At 49.3% G+C, this 21,876-nt stretch carries 17 protein-coding genes; 3 read left to right on the forward strand and 14 right to left on the reverse strand.

The window, feature by feature from the left end; translation table 11 throughout:
* Nucleotides 1–78 precede the first annotated feature (78 nt).
* Together pta and NHN17_RS04795 are read right to left on the reverse strand one after the other, a co-directional pair.
* Entirely contained in the window at nucleotides 79–2,217 is a 2,139-nt protein-coding gene (gene pta, locus NHN17_RS04790; RefSeq protein ID WP_255041069.1) for a phosphate acetyltransferase, read from the reverse strand.
* 168 nt (nucleotides 2,218–2,385) lie between these two features.
* On the reverse strand, nucleotides 2,386–3,582 hold the full coding sequence (locus tag NHN17_RS04795; protein ID WP_255040991.1) for an acetate kinase: 1,197 nt from the start codon (nucleotides 3,580–3,582) through the stop codon (nucleotides 2,386–2,388).
* Between the two features lie 333 nt (nucleotides 3,583–3,915).
* On the opposite strand from NHN17_RS04795, the gene yfbV reads away from it, so the two are divergent.
* The gene (yfbV, locus tag NHN17_RS04800) at nucleotides 3,916–4,368 is read left to right on the forward strand and encodes a terminus macrodomain insulation protein YfbV (RefSeq protein WP_255040992.1); all 453 of its coding nucleotides are present in this window, start codon (nucleotides 3,916–3,918) and stop codon (nucleotides 4,366–4,368) included.
* Between the two features lie 41 nt (nucleotides 4,369–4,409).
* On the opposite strand, the gene NHN17_RS04805 is transcribed toward yfbV, so the two are convergent.
* From NHN17_RS04805 to rlmA, 9 genes are all read right to left on the reverse strand, one after another.
* The gene (locus NHN17_RS04805; RefSeq protein ID WP_255040993.1) at nucleotides 4,410–5,015 is read right to left on the reverse strand and encodes a TetR family transcriptional regulator; all 606 of its coding nucleotides are present in this window, start codon (nucleotides 5,013–5,015) and stop codon (nucleotides 4,410–4,412) included.
* 47 nt (nucleotides 5,016–5,062) lie between these two features.
* The gene (locus tag NHN17_RS04810) at nucleotides 5,063–8,218 is read right to left on the reverse strand and encodes an efflux RND transporter permease subunit (RefSeq protein ID WP_255040994.1); all 3,156 of its coding nucleotides are present in this window, start codon (nucleotides 8,216–8,218) and stop codon (nucleotides 5,063–5,065) included.
* Nucleotides 8,215–9,516 (reverse strand): efflux RND transporter periplasmic adaptor subunit, encoded by a 1,302-nt coding sequence (locus tag NHN17_RS04815; RefSeq protein ID WP_255040995.1) that lies wholly within the window; start codon nucleotides 9,514–9,516, stop codon nucleotides 8,215–8,217. Before NHN17_RS04815 ends, NHN17_RS04810 begins: the two co-directional genes overlap by 4 nt.
* Before the next feature lie 233 nt (nucleotides 9,517–9,749).
* Nucleotides 9,750–10,052 (reverse strand): DUF6172 family protein, encoded by a 303-nt coding sequence (locus tag NHN17_RS04820; RefSeq protein ID WP_255040996.1) that lies wholly within the window; start codon nucleotides 10,050–10,052, stop codon nucleotides 9,750–9,752.
* A 94-nt stretch (nucleotides 10,053–10,146) separates the two neighbouring features.
* A complete protein-coding gene (locus NHN17_RS04825) occupies nucleotides 10,147–10,941 on the reverse strand; it encodes an ABC transporter ATP-binding protein (RefSeq protein ID WP_255040997.1) in 795 nt (264 codons plus the stop codon).
* A gap of 15 nt (nucleotides 10,942–10,956) precedes the next feature.
* Nucleotides 10,957–11,886 carry an ABC transporter permease gene (locus tag NHN17_RS04830; protein WP_255040998.1) on the reverse strand — a complete coding sequence of 310 codons (930 nt, stop codon included), beginning with the start codon at nucleotides 11,884–11,886 and terminating at the stop codon, nucleotides 10,957–10,959.
* 49 nt (nucleotides 11,887–11,935) lie between these two features.
* Nucleotides 11,936–12,904 carry an ABC transporter substrate-binding protein gene (locus NHN17_RS04835; RefSeq protein ID WP_255041070.1) on the reverse strand — a complete coding sequence of 323 codons (969 nt, stop codon included), beginning with the start codon at nucleotides 12,902–12,904 and terminating at the stop codon, nucleotides 11,936–11,938.
* Between the two features lie 453 nt (nucleotides 12,905–13,357).
* Nucleotides 13,358–14,320: a ChaN family lipoprotein gene (locus tag NHN17_RS04840; protein WP_255040999.1), complete on the reverse strand. Its 963-nt coding sequence runs from the start codon at nucleotides 14,318–14,320 to the stop codon at nucleotides 13,358–13,360.
* 165 nt (nucleotides 14,321–14,485) lie between these two features.
* Nucleotides 14,486–15,304 (reverse strand): 23S rRNA (guanine(745)-N(1))-methyltransferase, encoded by an 819-nt coding sequence (gene rlmA, locus NHN17_RS04845; RefSeq protein ID WP_255041000.1) that lies wholly within the window; start codon nucleotides 15,302–15,304, stop codon nucleotides 14,486–14,488.
* A gap of 325 nt (nucleotides 15,305–15,629) precedes the next feature.
* On the opposite strand from rlmA, the gene NHN17_RS04850 reads away from it, so the two are divergent.
* On the forward strand, nucleotides 15,630–16,235 hold the full coding sequence (locus NHN17_RS04850; protein WP_255041001.1) for a porin: 606 nt from the start codon (nucleotides 15,630–15,632) through the stop codon (nucleotides 16,233–16,235).
* Complete coding sequence (locus NHN17_RS04855; RefSeq protein ID WP_255041002.1) at nucleotides 16,208–16,654, forward strand: porin; 447 nt, start codon at nucleotides 16,208–16,210, stop codon at nucleotides 16,652–16,654. The genes NHN17_RS04850 and NHN17_RS04855 overlap by 28 nt, the downstream gene beginning before the upstream one ends.
* 140 nt (nucleotides 16,655–16,794) lie before the next feature.
* Here the strand turns inward: NHN17_RS04855 and NHN17_RS04860 are convergent, their stop codons facing one another.
* The 3 genes from NHN17_RS04860 to NHN17_RS04870 are packed head-to-tail and all read right to left on the reverse strand — an operon-like array spanning nucleotide 16,795 to nucleotide 21,612.
* The gene (locus NHN17_RS04860) at nucleotides 16,795–18,066 is read right to left on the reverse strand and encodes a sigma-54-dependent transcriptional regulator (RefSeq protein WP_255041003.1); all 1,272 of its coding nucleotides are present in this window, start codon (nucleotides 18,064–18,066) and stop codon (nucleotides 16,795–16,797) included.
* Complete coding sequence (locus NHN17_RS04865) at nucleotides 18,053–20,416, reverse strand: ATP-binding protein (protein ID WP_255041004.1); 2,364 nt, start codon at nucleotides 20,414–20,416, stop codon at nucleotides 18,053–18,055. The genes NHN17_RS04860 and NHN17_RS04865 overlap by 14 nt, the downstream gene beginning before the upstream one ends.
* Nucleotides 20,413–21,612, reverse strand: coding sequence for an ABC transporter substrate-binding protein (locus tag NHN17_RS04870; RefSeq protein ID WP_373689542.1), 1,200 nt, complete (start codon nucleotides 21,610–21,612; stop codon nucleotides 20,413–20,415). The genes NHN17_RS04865 and NHN17_RS04870 overlap by 4 nt, the downstream gene beginning before the upstream one ends.
* Between the last annotated feature and the right edge of the window lie 264 nt (nucleotides 21,613–21,876).

The raw sequence follows: 21,876 nt of genomic DNA on the forward strand, positions 1-21,876 counted from the left end.
TGTAAGGATAAAAAAATGCCCCGCACTGCGGGGCATTGAAAAATTATTTACACAAGAGTGCATTCAAGCAAGAAAGTCTTACGAGTTTGCTTCTTCAGCTTGTTTTGCCTGAATCGCCGTTAGTGCCACTGTGTATACGATATCGTCTACTAGTGCGCCACGCGAAAGGTCGTTAACTGGCTTACGCATGCCCTGAAGCATTGGACCGATAGAGACTAGGTCAGCTGAACGTTGTACTGCTTTGTAAGTCGTGTTACCTGTGTTTAGGTCAGGGAATACGAATACCGTTGCTTTACCCGCTACAGGCGAGTTAGGCGCTTTAGAAGCAGCAACGTTTTCCATGATCGCAGCATCGTACTGAAGAGGGCCATCGATGATTAGATCTGGACGCTTCTCTTGAGCAATGCGAGTTGCTTCACGTACTTTATCAACGTCTGCACCTTTACCAGAAGTACCGGTAGAGTATGAGATCATTGCAACGCGAGGCTCGATGCCAAATGCTTTTGCAGAGTCTGCAGACTGGATAGCAATTTCTGCTAGCTGCTCAGCGTTTGGATCCGGGTTGATTGCACAGTCACCGTATACCAGTACCTGATCAGGCAGTAGCATGAAGAATACTGAAGATACGATAGACGCATCCGGTGCAGTCTTAATGATCTGGAACGGAGGAACGATAGTGTTCGCCGTTGTGTGAACAGCACCAGAAACCAGGCCGTCAACTTCATTGTTTTCTAGCATCATTGTGCCAAGGAAAACAGAATCTTGAAGTTTTTCACGGGCAACAACATCCGTCATGCCCTTCGCGCCACGAAGCTCAACAAGGCGAGCAACATAGTTTTCACGAACAGCTTCTGAATCGATGATGGTTACGCCAGCACCGAGTGTTACGCCTTGTTGCTCAGCAACACGCTTAATCTCTTCTGGGTTACCAAGAAGCACACATTCAGCAATACCGCGCTCAGCACAGATAGCTGCTGCTTTAACGGTACGTGGTTCGTCACCTTCAGGCAGGACAACACGCTTAGCTGCTTTACGTGCAAGTTCCGTTAGTTCGTAACGGAATGCAGGTGGGCTTAGGCGACGTTCTTTCGCTGAACCTTCTGTTAGCGATTCAATCCACTGGCCGTCGATATGGCTAGCCATGTATTCGTTAACCAGTTCAACACGCTCTTTATCGTCTGCAGGTACTTCTAGGCTGAAGCTCTGAAGGTTCAGAGATGTCTGCCAAGTGTTACCCAGTGCAGTCATAACAGGTAGGCCTGTTTTGAATGCGCGCTCACATAGGTCCATCACTGGCTTAGGTAGCTCGTAGCCGCCAGTAAGCAGTAGGGCACCGATTTCAACGCCGTTCATTGCAGCAAGACATGCAGCAACGATTACATCAGGACGGTCTGCAGAAGTCACTAGCAGAGAGCCAGGACGGAAGTGCTCAACCATGTGCGGGATAGAACGTGCACAGAAAGTGATGCTCTTGATACGGCGAGTCGCGATATCACCTTTGTTGATGATTTCAGCGTTCAGGTGCTTAGCGATGTCAGTTGAACGAGTCGCGATCAGCTCTGCGCTCCAAGGTGCACAACCAAGTACACGGATAGGGCTTGAGTTGAATACCTGCATAACTTCAACATTTGAAGGTACAGTGGCTTCAGCGTCGTCGAAGATTTCAGACAGATCTGGGCGAGTACGGCCTTCTGCGTCAACAGGTGCGTTTAGCTTGTTAACGATAACACCAGCAATTTGCTTGTTCTTGATACCGCCGAAGTTAGAACATGCTACTTCGATACGCTCTTTAAGTTGAGCTGGGTTATCAGTACCAGAAGCAACAACGAATACGATTTCCGCACCCAGAGTTTTAGCAATCTCGTAGTTGATTTGGTTAGCAAACGGATGCTTGCGCGTTGGCACAAGACCTTCAATTAGCGCAACTTCAGCATCAGCTGTTGATTCTTTGAAGCGTGCAACGATGTCTTCTAGCAGCACATCGCTCTTATCGTTACTGATAAGCTCTTGGGCGCTAGCCATTGAGAAAGGTTCAGCCACTTTCATATCACTGTTAGCAGTGATGATGTTAGTTGTTAGATCTGGCTGATCACCGCCGTGGCGCGGCTGGGCGATAGGCTTGAAGAAAGAAACGCGAACACCTTTGCGCTCCATTGCACGAAGCACACCAAGGCTTACGCTAGTAAGACCAACACCGGCACCAACCGGAACAAGCATAATAGTACGGGACACTATGGATTCCTCAACTATTGAAACACGACAGTGCTATGCAATAACGATGGGTGAACCGGTATTGGACAGCACCACACAAAAGCATGACCTAAAGGTCATAAGTCATGAAAAAACGGCCGGCCTAGGCCAGCCGTAGCAATCAGTATCGAGCGATTAGATTTCAGCTAGACGAGCTGTATCTTCAGCGATAACGAGTTCTTCGTTAGTTGAAACAACCATTGCAGGAACACGGCTGTTTGCTGTAGTGATAACGCCTTCGCCGCCGAAGCGTGCTTTCAGGTTCGCTTCACCGTCAACTTCAACACCTAGGATAGCAAGGCGGTTTAGAACCATCTCACGGATTGGTGCAGAGTTTTCACCGATACCGCCAGTGAAAGTGATTGCGTCTAGACGACCTTCTAGAGAAGCTGTGTAACCAGCAACGTACTTAGCTAGACGGTGACAGAACACGTCCATTGCACGAGTCGCTTCTTCTTTCTCGCCGTAGTTGTCTTCAACGAAACGACAGTCAGAAGTCACTTCAGTTAGACCTTGTAGGCCAGACTCTTTAGTTAGCATCGTGTTGATTTTCTCAACAGAGTAACCTAGGTTGTCGTGCAGGTGGAAGATGATAGCTGGGTCGATATCACCACAACGTGTACCCATCACTAGACCTTCAAGAGGAGTTAGACCCATAGACGTATCTACAGACTGACCGTTCTTGATTGCACAAACTGACGCACCGTTACCTAGGTGGCAGTTGATGATGTTTAGCTCTTCTTCTTTCTTACCTAGCAGCTTCGCTGTTTCGCGAGTGATGAATAGGTGAGAAGTACCGTGCATACCGTAGCGACGGATACCGTGCTCTTTGTATAGGTTGTACGGAAGCGCATATAGGTATGCTTCTTCAGGCATTGTCTGGTGGAAAGCTGTGTCAAATACCGCTACGTTCTTAAGTGCAGGGAAAGACTTCTGAGCTGCCTTGATACCGATGATGTGTGCTGGGTTGTGAAGCGGTGCTAGTGTTGCACAGTCTTCGATACCTTTTAGTACATCGCCGCAGATAAGTGCAGACTTAGTGAACTTCTCGCCGCCGTGTACAACACGGTGACCGATAGCTTGTAGGTTTTCTGCTAGTTCTGGCTTAGAAGCAAGAATAGTGTCTACCATGAACGCTAGCGCTTCTTCGTGAGCAGCGCCTTCGCCTAGTTGTGCTTCGTGCTTACCGTCAAGTTTCCACTTGATACGTGCTTCTGGAAGGTGCAGACATTCTGCAAGACCTGTCAGGTGCTCTTCACCTGATACTGCGTCAACAACAGCGAACTTAAGAGAAGAACTACCGCAGTTAAGAACTAAAACCAGCTTAGACATGAGTGACTACCTATAATCTGTCTGAAAGTTGATATTCAACTGATATAAAAATTACCCATAGGATAGACGACTTTTCGATAAGCCGGTCTAACCAGGGTCAAAATCGTGCTACATCCGTATCAAGATAGAATCGTGAAACCCAGATTCTGGGCCATCCTTGGAAGCGCCTTCAGTTGCCATAACGATGATTACGGGCAACAATAAATGTAGGCGTGCTTAGGATAGCGATTGTGACGCAATATAACAAAAGTATTTTTAGAAAAAATTAATTTGAATCAAGTTTCTTATCGCTAGTTTTTAATGTTTACTCTTTTTTTTGAAATTTGGTGGTTTATGAGTCAACAACATTCGATTTGGCAAGCTTTCCGTTATGGTCAGGATTACATGGCCACGTGGCCAATGCGCAAAGAGTTGGCCATTCTGTTTCCTGAGCAGCGTTATATCAAGGCCACGCGGTTTGCGATGCGTGTGATGCCAGCTGTTGCTGTCATGAGTGTGCTGAGCCAGATGGCGTTCGATAATTACAATGCCTTACCGCAGGCGATTACGGTTGCATTGTTTGCCTTGAGTATGCCGTTGCAGGGGTTATGGTGGCTGGGCAAGCGAAGCCGGACTGACTTACCGCCGTCACTGGCAAGTTGGTACCGTGAGATCCATGACAAGATTGCCAGTGAAGGGCATGCCCTGCAGCCGTTGAAAAGCCGGCCGCGGTACAAGGAGCTGGCGCAGGTGCTAAATCGTGCTTTCAAGCAGTTGGATAAAAGCTCATTGGAGCGCTGGTTCTAGCGATTTGGCGGCTATCTTCGGTTTGTCTGTTGGATCAATTATTACTGGATAAATAGTGCCAGTGACAGGGAGTGGACGTACTGCTCTATCTGTTCGTCGGTTGTAGCAATGCGATCGTACATTGTCCATTGTTCACAGATCCCTGTCAGCAGGCCACTGTAGATAACGGCAGCTATGTCAGCGGTAAGGTGGGGCAACAGCAGGCCATCTTGCTGCAGTTGCGACATTGCCCCTTCTACTTTTGCATTGTCCTCTTGCCCCTTCTCGATACTGCGTAGACGTAGATCTTCATCGGTAAACCCCTGCAGTGATAGCTGAATAATCATGGCCATTTTAGGGGTGTCACGCATCTCTGTCAGAAGCACCCGGGCGATATTGAGTACACCTTCTCGCAATACAGGGCCAGTTTGTTCTGCGACGGCTTCTGCCGCATGCTGAACAGCGGTCGACTGCTCTTGCCATAGTGCATCAAGCAAATCGGCTTTGTCTTTGAAATGCCAGTAAATCGCTCCTCGGGTGAGTCCCGCCTCTGAGGCGATACCGGCGAGGGTCGCTTTGTTCAGGCCTTTTTGACTGAATACTTTCATTGCGGTATCAAGCAACAAAAGCCGGGTCTGTTCTGCTTCTTCTTTACGTTTTCTTGCCATTTACGTTACCCGAAATTCGGGAGCGCCACAGCACTCCCGATAATCAATTAGGCGCTTTGTGTCACTGGGCTACCTAATGGTTTGGTCAAAAGAATATACAACGCGGGGATTATTACAATGGCAATAATCGTCGATGCGACCAAGCCATAGATAATCGCCATACAAAGCGGGTACCACTGTGGATCGCTGTATGCCAGAGGCAATAGACTCAGGATAGTCGTCAAGCTGGTACTTAGGATAGGTCTTAGGCGCTCAGCGGCGCCATAGGCTGCTGCTTGTGCGACAGACTCGCCTCGCTTTAGATGGCGGTTCATGGTGTCAACCAACACGATACCGTTATTCACCGCTATTCCTGCTAGCGATACGACACCGATCAGCCCCGAGAACGATATCGCGGTGCCTGAGAGGAAATAACCGAAGAAGGTCCCCATCAAGGCGAGTGGTACAATCAACAAGATAATCGCCGGTTGGGCAAACGAGTTGAACATCACTGCCAGCAATACGAAGATTGAGCACATGGCCAGTACAAAAGCCGTTCCCATCGCGCTGTAGCTTTCGTCGGCTTTGGCCATTTCACCACCAAGCTGATAGTAATAACCGTTCGGCCACTGGGCTTGCAGCTGTTCCAACTGCGGGAGCAAAACCGTGAGTACCTCGCTTGCTGTGCGCCCTTCCGTTCGCGAGGCAACGGTAACAGCACGCTGTCCCTCCTTGTGAACGAAGACCCGCGGTGTTTCGACAATCTGGTAATCAACCAGATCGGTCAGTGGCACGGCTCGGCCATCCTGACTGATGATGTGAAGTAACTGCATTTCCGACAAATGTCGAGGACCGCCTAGGTTGTCACCGCGGCTTGGCCACAATACGCTAAGACGCATCTTGGCATCGTCATCGATACCTTCAATCTTGAAGTGACCGATTTCGTCTTGCTCCATCGCCACTCGAATTTGCTGTGAGACTTCGGATTCAGACAGTTGGTGGAAGCTTAGCATTTCATGCTTGAAGTGAAAGCGCACCTCATAGCGGGCAGGGCCTAGGTTGTCATTGATATCGCTGCTACCAGGTACCCGCGCTAGTGCGGTTTTGACTGCTGCGGCGTTGGCAATCAGTTGGGTATAATCTGGACCAATTAAGTCAATTTGGATCGGTGCAGAGGTATCTGGGTTGCCACCAATGTGGACTAAAGACACTTCGATCCCGGGCTCATCGCGTAATGCTTGTTGGATGCCATCACGGATTTCCTCCAAGTATTCGAATGACAACTTATCGCGCTGATCTTTCGGATAGAGAGTCAGGCTGAAGCCCACTTGGTTCCATTCTTGGGACGGCAGCAGGGCATCATTGAGCGAAGCCGTTGTCATTGGGCTTTTGGCTCCGACATAGGTAATGACTTTTTCGACCCAAGGTTGTTGGCGCAGGAATTCACCGGCTTTATCCGCAGCCCGTTGCGATTGCTCCAAGGTCGAGTCGGGGGCAAGTACCAGTGATACGCCAATCTTGCGATCATCGGATTCTGGGTACATTTCCGAAGGCATCAAACCAACCAACATGATACTGGCAATGAAGAGAACCAGTGTACCGCCAACCCATACTCCGGCCCGGCGCTTACTCTTGAGCACATAGGTGTTCAGCCAACGACGTAAATGGTGGCGATAGCGGCTTGAGAGCCTATCGATTAGCAGCTCTTTGTTGTTGTCGGCAGCTTTTTCGAGCATGTACCGTGACAGCGGGATACAGATCAGAAAGGCGATAAACAGGCTGAGCAGCAGGGTGACGGTGATAGTGATTGGCAGAATACGAATAAACTTACCGTCAATCCCCCCCACCATCATCATTGGCACCATAGCCAGAATGGTGGTGAGCTGACCCGCGGTTGCTGGCAAGATGAACTGACGGACCGTTTCCATTGCCGCGTCGGCAAACGAGAGCTTTTTGACATATAACCCCTCATGCATTCCTTCCATCACCAAGATATAGACATCCACCATCAGGCCGAGTGCCAGTACCATACCGATCATGATCATGGAGTTGAAGGAGTAGCCAAAGCTTGCCATCACGGCCAGCGTTGCCAGCAGGGTGACAGGCAGGGCGATGCCGGCAACCAAGGCTTCGCGCCAGCTGAGTAGCAGCATCAACACGATAAACACGATCACAACGGCTTGCTGCATGGAGCTGGAGATATCATTGAATGCCAGCTCAATTAACTCGCCGTCGTCGCTGACCCGAGACAAGGATAGCCCTTGGGGCCAATCAGAGTGGTTGGTGAGTTGATCGACCATTTTCTGGGTAGACACGATGACGGCAAAGGTATCGGCTCCAGGATGTTTTAGCACATCGAGGGTTATCCCCGGCTCGTAAGCTTGGTTGTTAACGCTAAAGAAAGTTCGGCTGACTTCGCGATCAAGGCGATGGCTAACTTCGGCGACTTCACCCAACCGTACCGGACGGTTATCACTCAGGCGGGTGATCGGTAGTTGGCGCACCTGATCGACGGTAACGAAACGGCCAGATAAGTAGAGATTAAAGGTATTTTCGTCAGACTCAAACTCCCCCCAAGCCATATCGTGGTTGGCATTTTGTAATCGATCGCGAACCAACAGGGGGGAGATCCCAAGATCACGCAACCTGTCCATTCTCAGGCGAACATGTAGGCTTTTCTCGCGCATGCCATTGAGGTTAACCTTTTTAACCAATGGCAGATTTTCAAACTGGGTTTCCAGCCGTTTGGCGGTATCCGACAGTAAGATATCGTCGACGTCACCACTTAGCACCCAGCTTATTACCGGCATATTGGAGACTGACATTTCTTCAATATCGGGTTTTTCGATACTGCCATCGGCCGGAAATTCGGCTTCGGCCTTATCGACGGCGGCACGCAGCAATTGCATCGATTCGGTCATTGGCATGTCGGCATCAAACTCGACGGCGACAATCGAGTAAGAGTTGTATGATCCACTGGAGAATGACTTAAGCCCTTTTAAGCTACGGATCTCATCCTCAAGGTGTTTGGTGATTTCTTTCTCGATTTGCTCTGGCGCAGCCCCTGGCCAGAAGGTCATCACAATGGCTTGGGGGATTTCGAGATCGGGGTAGTTCTCGCGTACCATATTGTTGTACGACAACAACCCTGCGAGCACCACCATCCCCAATAACAGGCGGGCAACCAAGGTTTGGACAAAGAGTTTTCGTGCAATCGGCCTCATCGGGTCGCTCCTACTACCTCAACAGCGCTACCGTTTACCAGTAGGTGTTGGCCTCGGGTGACGACGTGATCATCTGCCTTGAGGCCACTTAGTACTTCAATGCGACGCAGTCCTTGCAGGCCGAGGGAAAGCTGGCGCTCTTCGACGTGGTTATCGTGATTGACGACAAACGCAAAGGCGTTGCCACCACGGAACGATATCGCGTAGATCGGCAGAGATACTGCGTCTTCGACGACTGTCGAGGCGATCCAGGCCCGAACGAATTCACCGTCGATGAGTTTCTGATCCTCGTTCAGTACACGTACTTTGACACTTTGTGAGCGGCGTTGAAGGTTGATCGTTGGGCTTACCGACCAGATAGTTCCCGTTACGACTTCGTTACCTTGGAATTGGTTTTCTTCTGCTCGGTACAGGATGGCGTTATCGCTTGCGAGATAAACAGTCTGGCCTTCTTTTAGTTGGCGGGCATCTTCAACCGGTAACTCGAGCTGGATTTCCAATAGGCTGTCATCAACCACCACAATGGCACTGCTGGCTTCGCGATCGCGGTTTGAAGTGATCCCTGCGGGTGGGTAGTAGTGGTTATCCTCGCGGATATTCATCGCGGCAATATAACCGTCGAATGGGGCAAATAAGCTGGTTTTCTCAAGGCTAACCGTTTCACGGTTAATATCTGCGGACACACTCAGAATGTCTGAATCAATGGCCTCCAGTGCGCTAATGTTCATGGTAACGGCTGAATGGGCATTAAGTAGAGCGGTTTTGTTGCGTTCGAATTCATCCAGAGAAATCACGCCGCGCTCATAGACCTCCTCCATCCTGGCAAAGTTTTGCTGGGAAAGAGCGAGATCATTCTCTGCCTGTTGCAGGCGAGCTTGGGCCTCTTGTTTCTGGGCGCGTACTGCTTGCAGACGGGCTTCGAGTGCTTTTACTGATGCCGAGTTTTGGCGGCTGTCAATTTGTGCCAAGAGTTGGCCGCGCCTGATCGCTTTGTCAGGACCGAAGACGCGTGCTCCTTCCCGAAGTTGGGTGCCGTTTTCCAGTTCACCGATGGTAACGACTTTGCCCGGCATTTCGAAATCGAGGAATGCCTTGCGGTAGGCTTGCACTGTCCCCTCGGAGAAGGACCAACCCGTTAGCAGTTCTGGCGTGATTTTCTCCGTTTGAACTTTTACCGGTTGAGGGGGGGGGAGAATCTGATTGGTGTCTTCCAGTTGCGAGAACCGATAGCCAGTCAGCAATAGCAAGCCGATAGGAAATATGAGCCATACCTTGGCAGTTAGCGAACGAAGTTTCATGGGTATTCTCTGGGTAAGGGCATTAGCTTTATTTTACATACACCCATGAATGTATGTAAGTGGGGGAATTTTACTTCTAATATCAACGACGACTTCTTCTCACTGACTTTTAGCTAGCCAATAAGCGAGTTTATTTGTAAGAGGAAAATGGCTGAAGAGGTGGTAAAAAAGCAGAAAAGGGAAGTGATGCAGACAAAGCCACAGCGATTGTGGCTTTGTCTTGAAAACGGCGATTACTCTTCGTCTTCAACTTCTCGCTTGGTGCGAACACCCGGCTTAGCCAGGATTTCCAAGTAGAATGACTCTAGCGCTAGTGTTTCAGCTTCGTCAATGCACTTATTGATTTCTTTAACGTGGATAACCTTTGCTTCCTGCTCGGTATGACCAAACTTACAGTCGAAATCCCAGTAATCAGCACCAGCTGGAAGGGATTTGTTACGTTCACGCTTGAGGTACTTTTTTACTTCGTACTTGATGGCTTCTACAACGCGTGGAACCGCTTTTTTTGGGTGAGTTAAGGCAAATGTTTTTTTCATCGTTTTCCTAAAAATCAAAAAGGGCCCAGAACATGCTGGGCACGATGTGTATTTTACTTTAATTTGGCGCTGGTCGCGAATAGCAATTTTATTGCTAGTTTAATAGCAGACTATCATCTGCCAATTCCTCCCCTCGGACCTTGCTGAACATCTCTAGCAGATCTTTCACGCCCATCTGACTGCGAGTCTCTCCAGCCACATCAAGAACCACTTCTCCCTGATGCAGCATTACGGTGCGCTCGCCGTAGGCCAGCGCATCCTTCATCGAGTGGGTGACCATCATTACCGTGAGGTCAAATTCCTCAACCACTTTATTGGTCAGTGCCAACACAAAGGCGGCCATTCGTGGATCCAAGGCGGCGGTATGCTCATCGAGCAGTAGTAGCTTGCTGTTTGCCAGTGTGGCCATCACTAGGCTGACTGCCTGGCGCTGCCCGCCGGACAACAGTCCGATGCTATCACCCAAGCGATCCTCAAGGCCGAGACCTAAGATACTGATCCGCTCCTGAAACAGTTTGCGGCGCTTGGACGACAGAGCCAGCTTCCAACTACGCTGACTGCCGCGTTTGTAGGCCAGCGCCATGTTCTCCTCGATGGTGAGCGAGCCACAGGTGCCAGCCAGCGGGTCTTGGAACACCCTTGCCGCATATTCGGCACGCTGATGGACACTTTTTTGGGTGACATCGATATTGTCAATCAACACTTGCCCCCCGACCATTGGAGTCTCGCCGCTAACCGCACCTAATAGCGTGGACTTACCGGCCCCGTTAGAGCCAATCACAGTGACAAACTGTTTTTCCGGCACTGTGAGAGAAACACTCTTGAGCGCTTGGTTTTCCAAAATGGTGCCTTCGTTGAAGGTTACACGGATATCGTTTAGTTCAATCATGCTTACCTCAACGTTCTAGGCTAACTTTTTGGTGGCTGCGGATGGCTTTTTCTTGTTACGAATCCATTTCCCTTTCATGCGCGGGGCGATCAAGGCAACGGCAACCAACAGGGCAGTGATCAGGTTGAGATCTGAGGCTTGCAGGCCAAACATCCCGCTGCTGAGGGCAAAGGCGACAGCCAAGCGATAAAGAATGGAGCCGAGGATCACCGCAACGACAGCGACCCAGATTTTCCGGCCGGGAAGCAAGGTTTGGCCGAGGATCACCGCAGCAAGACCAACCACTATAGTGCCGACGCCCGAGGTGACATCGGCAAAACTATTGGTTTGGGCAAAAAGGGCACCGGAAAAGCCGACCAGCCCGTTGGATAAGGCCAAACCGAAGTAGGTATACAGGGCGGTATTGCCCCCTTGGGCATTGACCATCCGGCTGTTCACCCCAGTTGCACGCAGGCCAAGGCCGAAGTCGCTGGCGAGCAATCGTGTGATAAACCAAGCGCTGGCGACCACCAGAGCAAGCACTATCACCAGGCGGATAATGCCTTCGTCCAATCCGTAATCAAAAGCGAGCATTTCAAATGGGGTGAACAAGGTATCTTCACCCAACAGGGAGAGATTAGGACTGCCCATGATCCGGATATTAATCGAGAAGGCGGCAATCATGGTCAGGATACTGGCTAGGAGGTGGAGTATCCCGCAGCGAACCGCCAAGAAGGCGGTTACCAATCCACATAACCCGCCAGCGGCAATAGCCAGTGAGGTGGCGACCCAAGGGTTGAACCCCGCAATAATCGCGGTTGCCGCAACTGCGGCACCCATAGGAAAGCTGCCATCAACTGAAAGATCGGGAAAGTCTAAAATACGGAAGGTCAGGTAGACCCCTAGGGCAACTAGCCCGTAGACCAGTCCGATCTCGAGTGTTCCGAGAAAGGCAAAGAAAGACATCCTTATTCTCCTTGTCTTTATGAGTGTTGTTACCGAGCATCCTGCTCTCTTACTTCTCTATCGACGATGCTCGCTCAAGTACCGCGGCAGGGAAGGTGAAGCCCAGTTTATCGGCGGCTTTTTGGTTAAGGGCCAGATCGGAACCTTTCGCCACTTTGACAGGAAGCTCAGAGATTTTTTTCCCTTTAAGCAAAGCATCGACATACTCAGCCGTCTGGACACCGACTTGGTAATAGTCGAACCCAAGGGCCGCTAGGGCACCGTTCTCAATATAGGTTGTTGAGGCGCCGACAATTGGGGTGTTGGCTTGGTTGCCAGCATTGACCAGGCCGTCAATCGCACTCGCCACGGTGTTATCGGTTGGGGCGTAAATAACGTCAGCTTTGGAAGCGACAATCTGGGCGGCAGATTGGACATCGGCACTTTTCAACGCTGTGCCTTCTACCACTGTCAGGCCTTTGTCTTCGGCAGCAGCACGGAGTAGCTGAACAAGGGCAACGGCGTTGGCTTCACCCGGGTTGAAGACCACCCCGATGGTCTTCATCTCAGGCAATAATTCCTGCATCAGTGCAACGTGCTGGGCAACCGGTGAGAGATCAGATAGACCTGTAACATTGCGCGTTGGCTTTTGCATATCTTTGACCAGTTTGGCACCGACTGGATCGGTCACAGCCGTGAAAACAACCGGGATAGATCGGGTGGAAGCCGCCAGTGCTTGGGCGGTAGGGGTGGCAATGCCCACCAGAACATCGGGACGTTCGCCCACGAACTGTTTGGCAATTTGCACTGCAATCGCCGGGTTACCTTGTGCAGTTTGGTAGCTGAACTCTAGATTCTCGCCCTCTACATATCCTTTTTGTTTCAAGCCATCGAGCAAGCCATTGCGCGCAGCATCCAATGCCGGGTGCTCAACGATTTGTGAGACCGCCACTTTTGCCACATCAGCCACAGCGGCTGTAGATGCCATACTCAATGAGGCGGCGACCCAGATGGCTGTTAGCAGTTTATTGTTTCTCATATCCATTCTCACACTCCTTGTTGGTTTCACGCTGTTCAAATTGTTGCTTAGCATAATGTTTTATCGTATCAGGGCGTAAAATGACATAACGCATTTAACATTTACGCAACGCGGTGGTGGTCAATAATGCTGCAACACAATCATTGAATAGTGAGAGTGATTGCTTGTTGAGATGAATTTATATCGCTGACTGGTATTTGGGTCAGTATGAGGATAATTGTGCTTTATTGATATATTTATGGTTTTAGAGAAATATTTTCTTATTTACGGTAAGGACGCGATGAAAATCTGTGCCACAGATCAAACTGCAGAGAGGCCGGTGTTCAGTGAAGGGTCAGGTCTGGTAAGAGATAATAATTGCTATGAGATATTAGCTGTATCTCTCCCAATGACCCCATAAGCTTGGCCGCCGATGGGGTCTGTTCTTTTCTTGGCTATTGGTTTTTCTCGCAGTTATTCATAGCACTTCAACGTTTTATTCCTGCCGTATATTTCTTTCATCGCAGCATGCATTTTGTCTTTATCGACATAGGCTGTCGGTAGTTGCATGACCTGAAAAGTAAAATCAGGTGATCCTTCTGCCACATTGGCCTTTTCGGTAACTGGGGTCACCATCATGACGTTTAGAGCCGGGTTGCGTGCCGTGATCCGTGAAGCGGTACCTAAACCTTCGGCTACATGGAAGCGTCCAGCAACATGAATAATTTGTTTGCCGGGGTGAAGAGCAAGGTAATCCACCATACTTTCAGCCATTGTGTCATCCCAAGTCGTTTGGGCGGCAAACTGGCGTTTGGTTTTTTCTTCGTCGCCATGGTGCATCGACGCGTTGAATTTTTCATGGTAGGCATCGTCGCCCAATGTGAGTTGTTTGGCTACCCATTTGCGCTCAGTGGTTGGTAGCCGATCCAAGTAGCTTTCGCCTTGCTGGCCAATGCAGCGAACAATGGGTTTCGGGGCATTGGCAGCAATAACATCCAGCTGGTTTATTTTGGCGAATTCAACCAGGGGGCGGTAGTCGCTACTGTAGTTAGGCCAAGCATTTCCATCCTTGATCAGCGTTTTCTCGCCGATTTCACCATTTAAATATTGATTAACGACATGCTGCTTATCCCGGGTGAACTGCTCCATTGATAGGGCCATATTAGGGCTCTGTTGGTAAAGGGCAGCAAAAAGGCGGGCCTGCATCAGATGCGCTCCCGGGTGGCCGTGCCATTCACCAACCAGCACAATATCAGCATCTTTAAGTGCATCGGCGAGCTGGGTAAGGGTCATAGATTGCCCTTGTGGTGAAAGGATTGTCGAGTCGTACATGGTTGGCAGCGGTTGGGGCATGCTGTCGTTCATATCAGTAACGTCAATATGGGAGGTGCAGCCGAACATTAAGCTAGCAAGGCCGAGGGAAAGCCATTTCTTCATGGGCATCAAATCACAGTGAGTTGGGGGAACGTCGAGTAAAAAATACACGACAAACAAATCATTAAGTATAGAAGCTGTGATGATAAATGAGTTGATAGTAGTTATCAAATGCAATTGATAACTACTATTATTTGATGATTGCGATGTGATTGCTGTTGCTGGCCGTTAAGCTTGTCGCTGATAAACCCTAATCGCGAAATCGGCTTCGCAACGGAATTGTTTGCTTGCTGCCAGTTGCTGCCAGACATTATCACTGGTTTTCCACGCAAACGGCGTCATCTGCATCAGCGCTGTTGCCTCTTCGCCGTTAAGTGTCATGTCGTAGTGGAGTTGGGTCTGGTCGATAAGCTCAAAGCCTTCGATACTTTCGGCTGCCATATCATGCAACCGCACACCGTCGTAAATAAGCTCTTTTAGCTGGTATAAATGGCGGGCTGCCGGCGTCACGGTAACAATAATACCGCCCGTTTTAATCGTACGCTTTAGCTCTTTGTCTTTGCATGGTGCATAAATGCGTACCATGCCATCGAGAGAATGATCGGAAAAAGGCAGACGGTGGCTAGAAGCGACACAAAAATGGCTGGTCGGGTAGCGTTTGGCCGCGTAGCGAATCGCCACTTTCGAAATGTCTAAACCATGCACTTCCAACGCTGGGTGAGCTGGCAGTGCTGCGGCAAAACCGGATGTGTAATATCCCTCGCCACATCCGATATCTAACAACTGTTCAGCCTCTTCCGGGAGATATTTTTCTAGCTTATCAATGACCATCTGGCGCATTGGATCATAGTGGCCGGCGTCGAGAAATAGACGTCTGGCCTGCATCATCTCTTTGTTATCACCAGGGTTTTTTGACCCTTTGTGGTGTGCCGGCATCAAGTTGACATACCCTTCTTTGGCCTGATCAAACTGGTGGTTACTGGCGCATTTCCACGTTTTATCTTGTTGGGTCAGCGGCTGGTGGCAGAGAGGGCATTGGTATGGCATAGGGATCACCGGTCAGTGGAGTTGCGAGCATTGTAAACGTCTGTTTAGGCAAGCTGCAAGCAAACTGTATAAGTGCCCCTCTTTTGCTGATGAAATAGCCTTCTACTAGGCCAAAGCCGCCCTCTTATTATGATTATCTTGTCATTACTGAGGATAAAGGGGGGCAGGGTGAATGCAAAAAGTAGAAGTCAGGATGAATAAAAAGTTATTATTTTGTAATTTTTTTTCCTGTCACCTAAGTTAATAATGGCAAGTTTTTATTGCTAGTAGGAGTTAATTCAATAACAGATTTTTATCTGATTAACGAAGATAGGATATCTAATAAATGAATAAAAAAATTCTCGCCATAGCAGTGGCAAGCGCATTTTCAACCACATTCGTTTCTGCCGCAACGGTTTATCAGGATGATGACACCACCTTTAACATAGGTGGACGAGCGGAAGTCAGGGCTAACTTTTCTGACGCCAACAAAGAACCCGGAAACAGCAGTAGTTACGCTGATCGATCTAGGGTGCGATTGAGTGTTGATGGTACGCAGGTGGTATCAAGCAACGTGTCATTTTTCGGTAAGTATGAGTTTGAGATCACAGAGGCGGAAGATGGCTCGAGTGATGATGTCAAAATGAATACCCGCTACTTATATGCAGGGATTGAGACAAGTCACGGTAACCTCTATTACGGCCACCAAACGAATGCCGTTACTTATTTGACCGATTGGACTGATATGGCCGAAACATTTAGTGGCTATATTAATGAATACACGGTAGCAACAGCGGATAGGGCCAAAAATGTCCTACGCTATGAATTCACCACCGACTATGGGTTGACGTTTCAAGTTGATGGCAACTTCAATTCAGACAGCGAAAGTGCGAAAGTGCGAAAAGTGATGGTTACGGTGCCGCATTGGCCTACAGTATCCCGATGGGGTTAGATCTCGGGATCGGTTACGCTGCGAGTGATGAGACTTATGGCAATGGCTCTGACACCGATACCTCCGATGCGTTTTTCGCTGCGGCAAAATACACCAATGATATCGGCTTATGGCTAGCCGCTTTATATCAAGGAGGCAGTATTTCATCCCTCGGCATTAAAGGTTCTGACTACAGTTCTGCTGATGTCTATTTGGGTTACTCCTTTGATGATAACAACGTTAACCTGACATACAGTTACTTTTCGGCCGATGATATAGCGGATTTGGACATCAATTTTATTGGTGTTGAATATGCTCGCTATATTGGCGGTGTCACTTTATTTGGCAGCTATAAGTTCAACCTGCTCGATGAAGGCGAAGGGGGGGTCGGCGATAACGACGAAGATGAATTAATGTTAGGTATGCGTTACGCTTTTTAAGCCCTATCTCTAAGCGAGTGCCTTATTATACTGTTTTAGATCTTAAGCTCAGGAGCGTGCTCCTGAGCTTTTTGCTATGTTATGCCGTTATACCAACCTACATAAATACTTGATCAACGACTTATCCCAATTGGTATTATTTAGCTTCTCGCTTTGTACTCGGCTTTATCCAAATTGTGTTTTTTCATCCGAAGGTACAACTTCTTGCGCGGGATCTGGAGGTAGTTGGAGACATCGTTGATCCGGCCAGCAAACAGATACAGCGCATCTTCAATCACTTGCTTCTCGTAGCTGTCGACCAGATCATCCAGCGGGCTGCTCATATGCTCCAGCGGTTTGGTGCGGTCCTGTCCGGCCAGTTTAACGATGCCTATCGCGTACAGCTCGGCTACGTTTTTCAGCTCAAGGACATTCCCACTCCACTCGTGGCGGTTTAGCGTGTTGATATAGGCTTTGTCGATCCCAGGTACGGCCTTGTGGAGCTTCTGGCAACTTTGCTTTAGGAAGTACTTGAACAGCGGGGCGATATCGCTGACTCGTTGACGAAGAGGTGGCAGCTGGAAGCGAACTTGGCTCAGGAAATAAAACAGCTCGGGCAGCAAGACTTCCCGCTCAACCAAAGCCTCAGGGTTGGCTCCTGTGATTGCCAATACCCGGACCTCTTTCTTATTTTGGCGTTCTTGTTCGAGCAAGAATCGGCACAGCCATTGGTGGGCTTCTAATGGCATGTTTTGTGGTTCGTTGAGGCTGATGCTACCGCTGCGGGCGGAAATCATCGCTCGTTGCAGATCGGCGGTGCAGGTAATGTTACTGCCCAGGGTGGCAACGAACGGCCCTTTGTTCATCTGGCTGTGTTGGTGCAGCAGTTTGGTCACGGTATGGCGACCGGTACCGTTTTCACCTTCAACCAGGACATCCTTCGACGTCAAGGCTATCTGGGTGACTTTTTCACGGATTTTAACTATCAGTGGGCTTTCACCCAGTAACACATCGTGGGTGGACTGACCGATGGCCTCACGCTGTTCAATCACGGCCTTTCTGGTCGGAAGGTGCTTGCCGAGTAACTCTAATAATTCGGCGGGCTGTAGCGGTTTTTGCAGGAAGTCGAGTGCGCCGCGCTTGACGGCATCGACGGCCATTGGGATGTCACCGTGTCCCGTGATCATAATGACCGGCAGCTCGGGATCAAGGCCTTTGATATATTCCAGTAAATCCATCCCGCTGAGCCCTGGCATATACATGTCGGTCACTACAACACCGGGCCAGTTTTTGTGCAACAAGGTAGTCGCCAGTGTTGGGTCTGTAATGGCTTTGACTTTAAAACCTGACATTTCAAGCAGTTGCTGGTATGAATCCAACACGTCTTGGTCATCATCAATGATTAGTACTTCGATATCATTATTCATTATCATAATTTTTAAGCTCCAACACGACCATGGCACCACCTTGTAGGTTCGAGGCGAGGAAAATATCACCATCAAGGCGGTTCATGATTGAACGGCAGATACTTAAGCCAAGGCCCAGTCCCACCTCTTTTGTTGTTGTAAATGGTATAAAGAGTTTTTCGATTATTTCGACGGAAAATCCATTGCCGCTATCGCTGACTGCCAGGCAACATCGACCAGCCTGGCAACCAAGGGATTCGAGGGTAATGATGCGCTGTTCGCAACCAGCGACGGCATCACAGCTATTCACCAGTAGGTTGACCAAGACCTGCTCGAGCTGGATCTGATCGGCGTAGCAGTAGCATGAAGTGGTAAGCTGGTTACGGATTTCCGTTTGTTGTACCTTGGCCCGGCTTTCTACAATCATCATCGCTTGTTTGATCGAAGCGTTGAGCTCTACCGGCTTCATTGGATTGTCAGATGATTGTTTCTTGGAGAAACTCTTCAGACTCGCGATGATCCGTCCCATCCGGGCGGCAAGGCTTTCCACTTTCTCCAGCGAAGCCGATAGCTGCTCCAGCCGTTGTTTGTCCAATGCCAGCTTGGCCGTGAATATATGGGTTGAAATAGCCGAGAGTGGTTGGTTCAGCTCATGGGCCAGCGAGGTCATAGTCTGGCCTACCACTGCCATTTTCGCCGCTTGGATCAATTCGTCCTGGGTTGCGCGCAAGTCATCTTCCACCCGTTTGCGATCTTCGATTTCCAGCTTCAACTGGCGGTTGCGACTGGTGAGCGAGTGGGTTTTTTCCCTCACCATTTTTTCCAGCCAGCGGGCGGCTTTTTCCTGCTCGGTGATATCAGTCATAGTGATGATCACCTTTTCATTCTGGCCTTGCTGAAACAGGCGGAAGTCCAAACGCAAATAGAGGTTTTCTTGGTCGAGCTTCTTTTGCTTCAAGGTCAGGTTGCATCCACCTAAACTAAATAGCGGACTGGTTTCGGTAAATAATGACTGCAACCGGGCATACATGGTCGGACTGAAAAGCTCCCAAATTGACCGGTTCTTTGGCATTTCAATATTGTCGAAAAGGTTCAGGGCACTGGGGTTGACCGACTCGATAATACCGGCAAGGTTGCAGGTAATGATACTGGCTTGAGTGTTGTTGATCAGGTTCAGGGCATTGCTCTGCTGCATTTCCTGCATTTGGCGGCAGAAGTGGCGCAGGTTATCGCCTAATTGGCCGATTTCGTCATTACCGGACACTTGAATTTGTGCGTCGAGTTGGTTGTTGGCAACCGCCATGAGATCCTGGGATAGGAGGTTCAAACGTTTGACTATGCCCTGACCGACCAAGTAAATCGACAACATTACCGATAGGAACAAGGTGACCACCATGGTGCCGAACAAGATCAGACTACTGATGGAAATCGCCTGACGGGTTTTCTCATTCAGTACGTTGAGCGAGGCATCTTCTTGTTCCACCATCGTCAGGATAAGCGCTTCCTGATAAGCCAGTTGGGCTTGGATCTTGTCTTGGTAGCTGGTGATCTGCTGATAGATTTTGTAGTCCTGCAGTAGTTGCTTTTCTAGGATCCCGCCGGGTTCGACCAAGGCAATTAGTTCGTTGAGCAGCTGACGGTATGAGACAGTCGAGGTGTAGTGGCTCAAGCTTTGGCTCATTTGGCTGATTTCTTTGGTTTTGTAACCAATGAAATAGAAGGCGTTGACAATATCCCTTTCCTGCCGCTGCAAAATGATTTCTTGCACCAGCTGGTGCAGTTCATTTTCCTTGACGGTGATGGCCTGCAGCAGAGAGAACTCGGTCATGACTTCATTGATGGTGCTCGATACCAAGGCATTGGGCAGCATCCGTGTCAGCTGCCATTCTACCTCTTGGCGGATGGGGGTAAGCTCGTCAACCATGTCATGGTGAAGCCATTTGATGTTGCTTTCGGTTTGTGCCAGCACATAAAGATGGGTATTGCGCTGGTACAGCAGATCAGCATAGGCGTTGATGTCATTGAACAGGGTGTCGTGTTCACTCTTGATGGCTGAGTGGTATTTTAGGCTGGCGGTCTGCACGATTGCCTCGTTGATCTTGGTCAGCTTGTTGTTGATATTTTGCTTCAGATCCGCATGAAGGATTGGATCGGTATTGTTGCTGAGCAAGTTCAGAGCGGCTTGCAGGCCGGCAGTATTGCGCTCCAGTTGGTAGCTAGCTCGCAGGGTCGGCATATTCTTATCGACCATGGTCTGGATTTGATCGTCCAGGCTTTCCCAGTTATAGATGGCGATCAGGCTGACACTGATGGTGAGTAAAGCCATTACGGCAATCGACGCAATAAGGCGGTTGCCAATGGTGTTGCCGAACCTCATTCGCCGGCACCTTTCTGCTTGTGGTTATCGAGCAACTGCTCGCAGATACTAATGGCCTGATTGAGCTGATTGGTCATCAAAGTACGCCATTCCTTGATGAGGTGCGTCGTGTGCATGTCGGTTTTCGACATGGTAACCGCTTTTCGTAACTGAGGATTTCGTGACTGGGCTTCGGATATCGGTGGTGTAGAGGCCAACTTGATCGCCAAGTTGTACTGACGCTGCTCTTCCGCTGTCAGCGGGGTCAGTTGCTTGACCTTGTGGATCAGCTGCCAAGCCTGGTTAAGCCGAATAAGCTGGTGGTTGATGCTTTGCTCAAACAGCTGCTTGACCAGGAGTGAGCGCTCTTCCATTAGTTGGTGGTCAATCGAGGCGACTTCAAATGGCTGGGCCATGGTTTGATGTAGGGCATATTTGTTGAGTGAGCTGGTCGACAAGGTTTGCTGGATCTCGTCCGAGAGTAAGAATTCAATAAATTCAATGCTTCGCTTTGCTTGGTTGATATTTTTCACCGCTGCAACATAGCTGGGTAACAGCGGGCTTTTAGGCTGGTAGGAAAAATTGATAAAGGGGAACAGCTTTTGGCTTTCATGGGCATAACTGTCAATGATCGGCCCTATACCGGCCAATCCGCGGGCAATACTGTTCTTGGTGCCATAGCTACGGGCCGAAATCGATGATAGGTTGCCACCGATTTGCAACAACAACTGCCACCCGTTCTTCCAACCATACTGCTGGAGGATGTTTTCGACCATGATATGCGTTGTACCGGAACGAGCCGGACTGCTCATAACCAGATGACGGGAGTAGCGCGGGTCGGCAAGGCTTTCCCACTTGTTAGGTACAGGGAGTTGATGTTTTTTGATGTAGTCCTTGTTCCACATTAGCCCGTAACCGGAATAGCCGAAGATAGCGACATTGGCGATGGAGTCTTGCATAAAACGTTGTTGCTGAAACGTCGAATCGAAATTCAAAGCGTTGAGCGGCAATAAGCGATCCTCGTCGACCAACGGTGTAAACAGTGACCGCGAAGAGGAAATTACGATGTCGATGTCATGGTCTTCGTGGCTGAGCAGGCGTAGGCCAGAAGTTTCCCGTCGGTGGAGTATAGTGAAGTGGACTTCGGGGTATTGTTGTTGAAACTGCTTCAATATGGGGTGTAGCGACTCAACAGTAAACGTGGTTAGGATGATCAGTTGATCAGTTGATCAGTTGGCTTGGCCCAACTTGAGAACGAAAAAAGGAGTATGACGGCATAGATAAGTTTCATCATCGGAGATCAACCAACCAGAATGTTTCTTTGTATACAGGGAAAACGGCACCAAGAGTAGTGCAATCACGGGCTAATAATTTGAATTATTTGTGGTTTATCGCTTTTACCACGTTTAATACTGGCTAAGGGTCAAAGTTGACACAAGTTGCGAGTATTTAATGGCTGGGCTCACATTTTTACTAAGGGG

Source organism: Photobacterium pectinilyticum (genome assembly GCF_024357955.1).
Lineage (GTDB): Bacteria > Pseudomonadota > Gammaproteobacteria > Enterobacterales > Vibrionaceae > Photobacterium > Photobacterium pectinilyticum.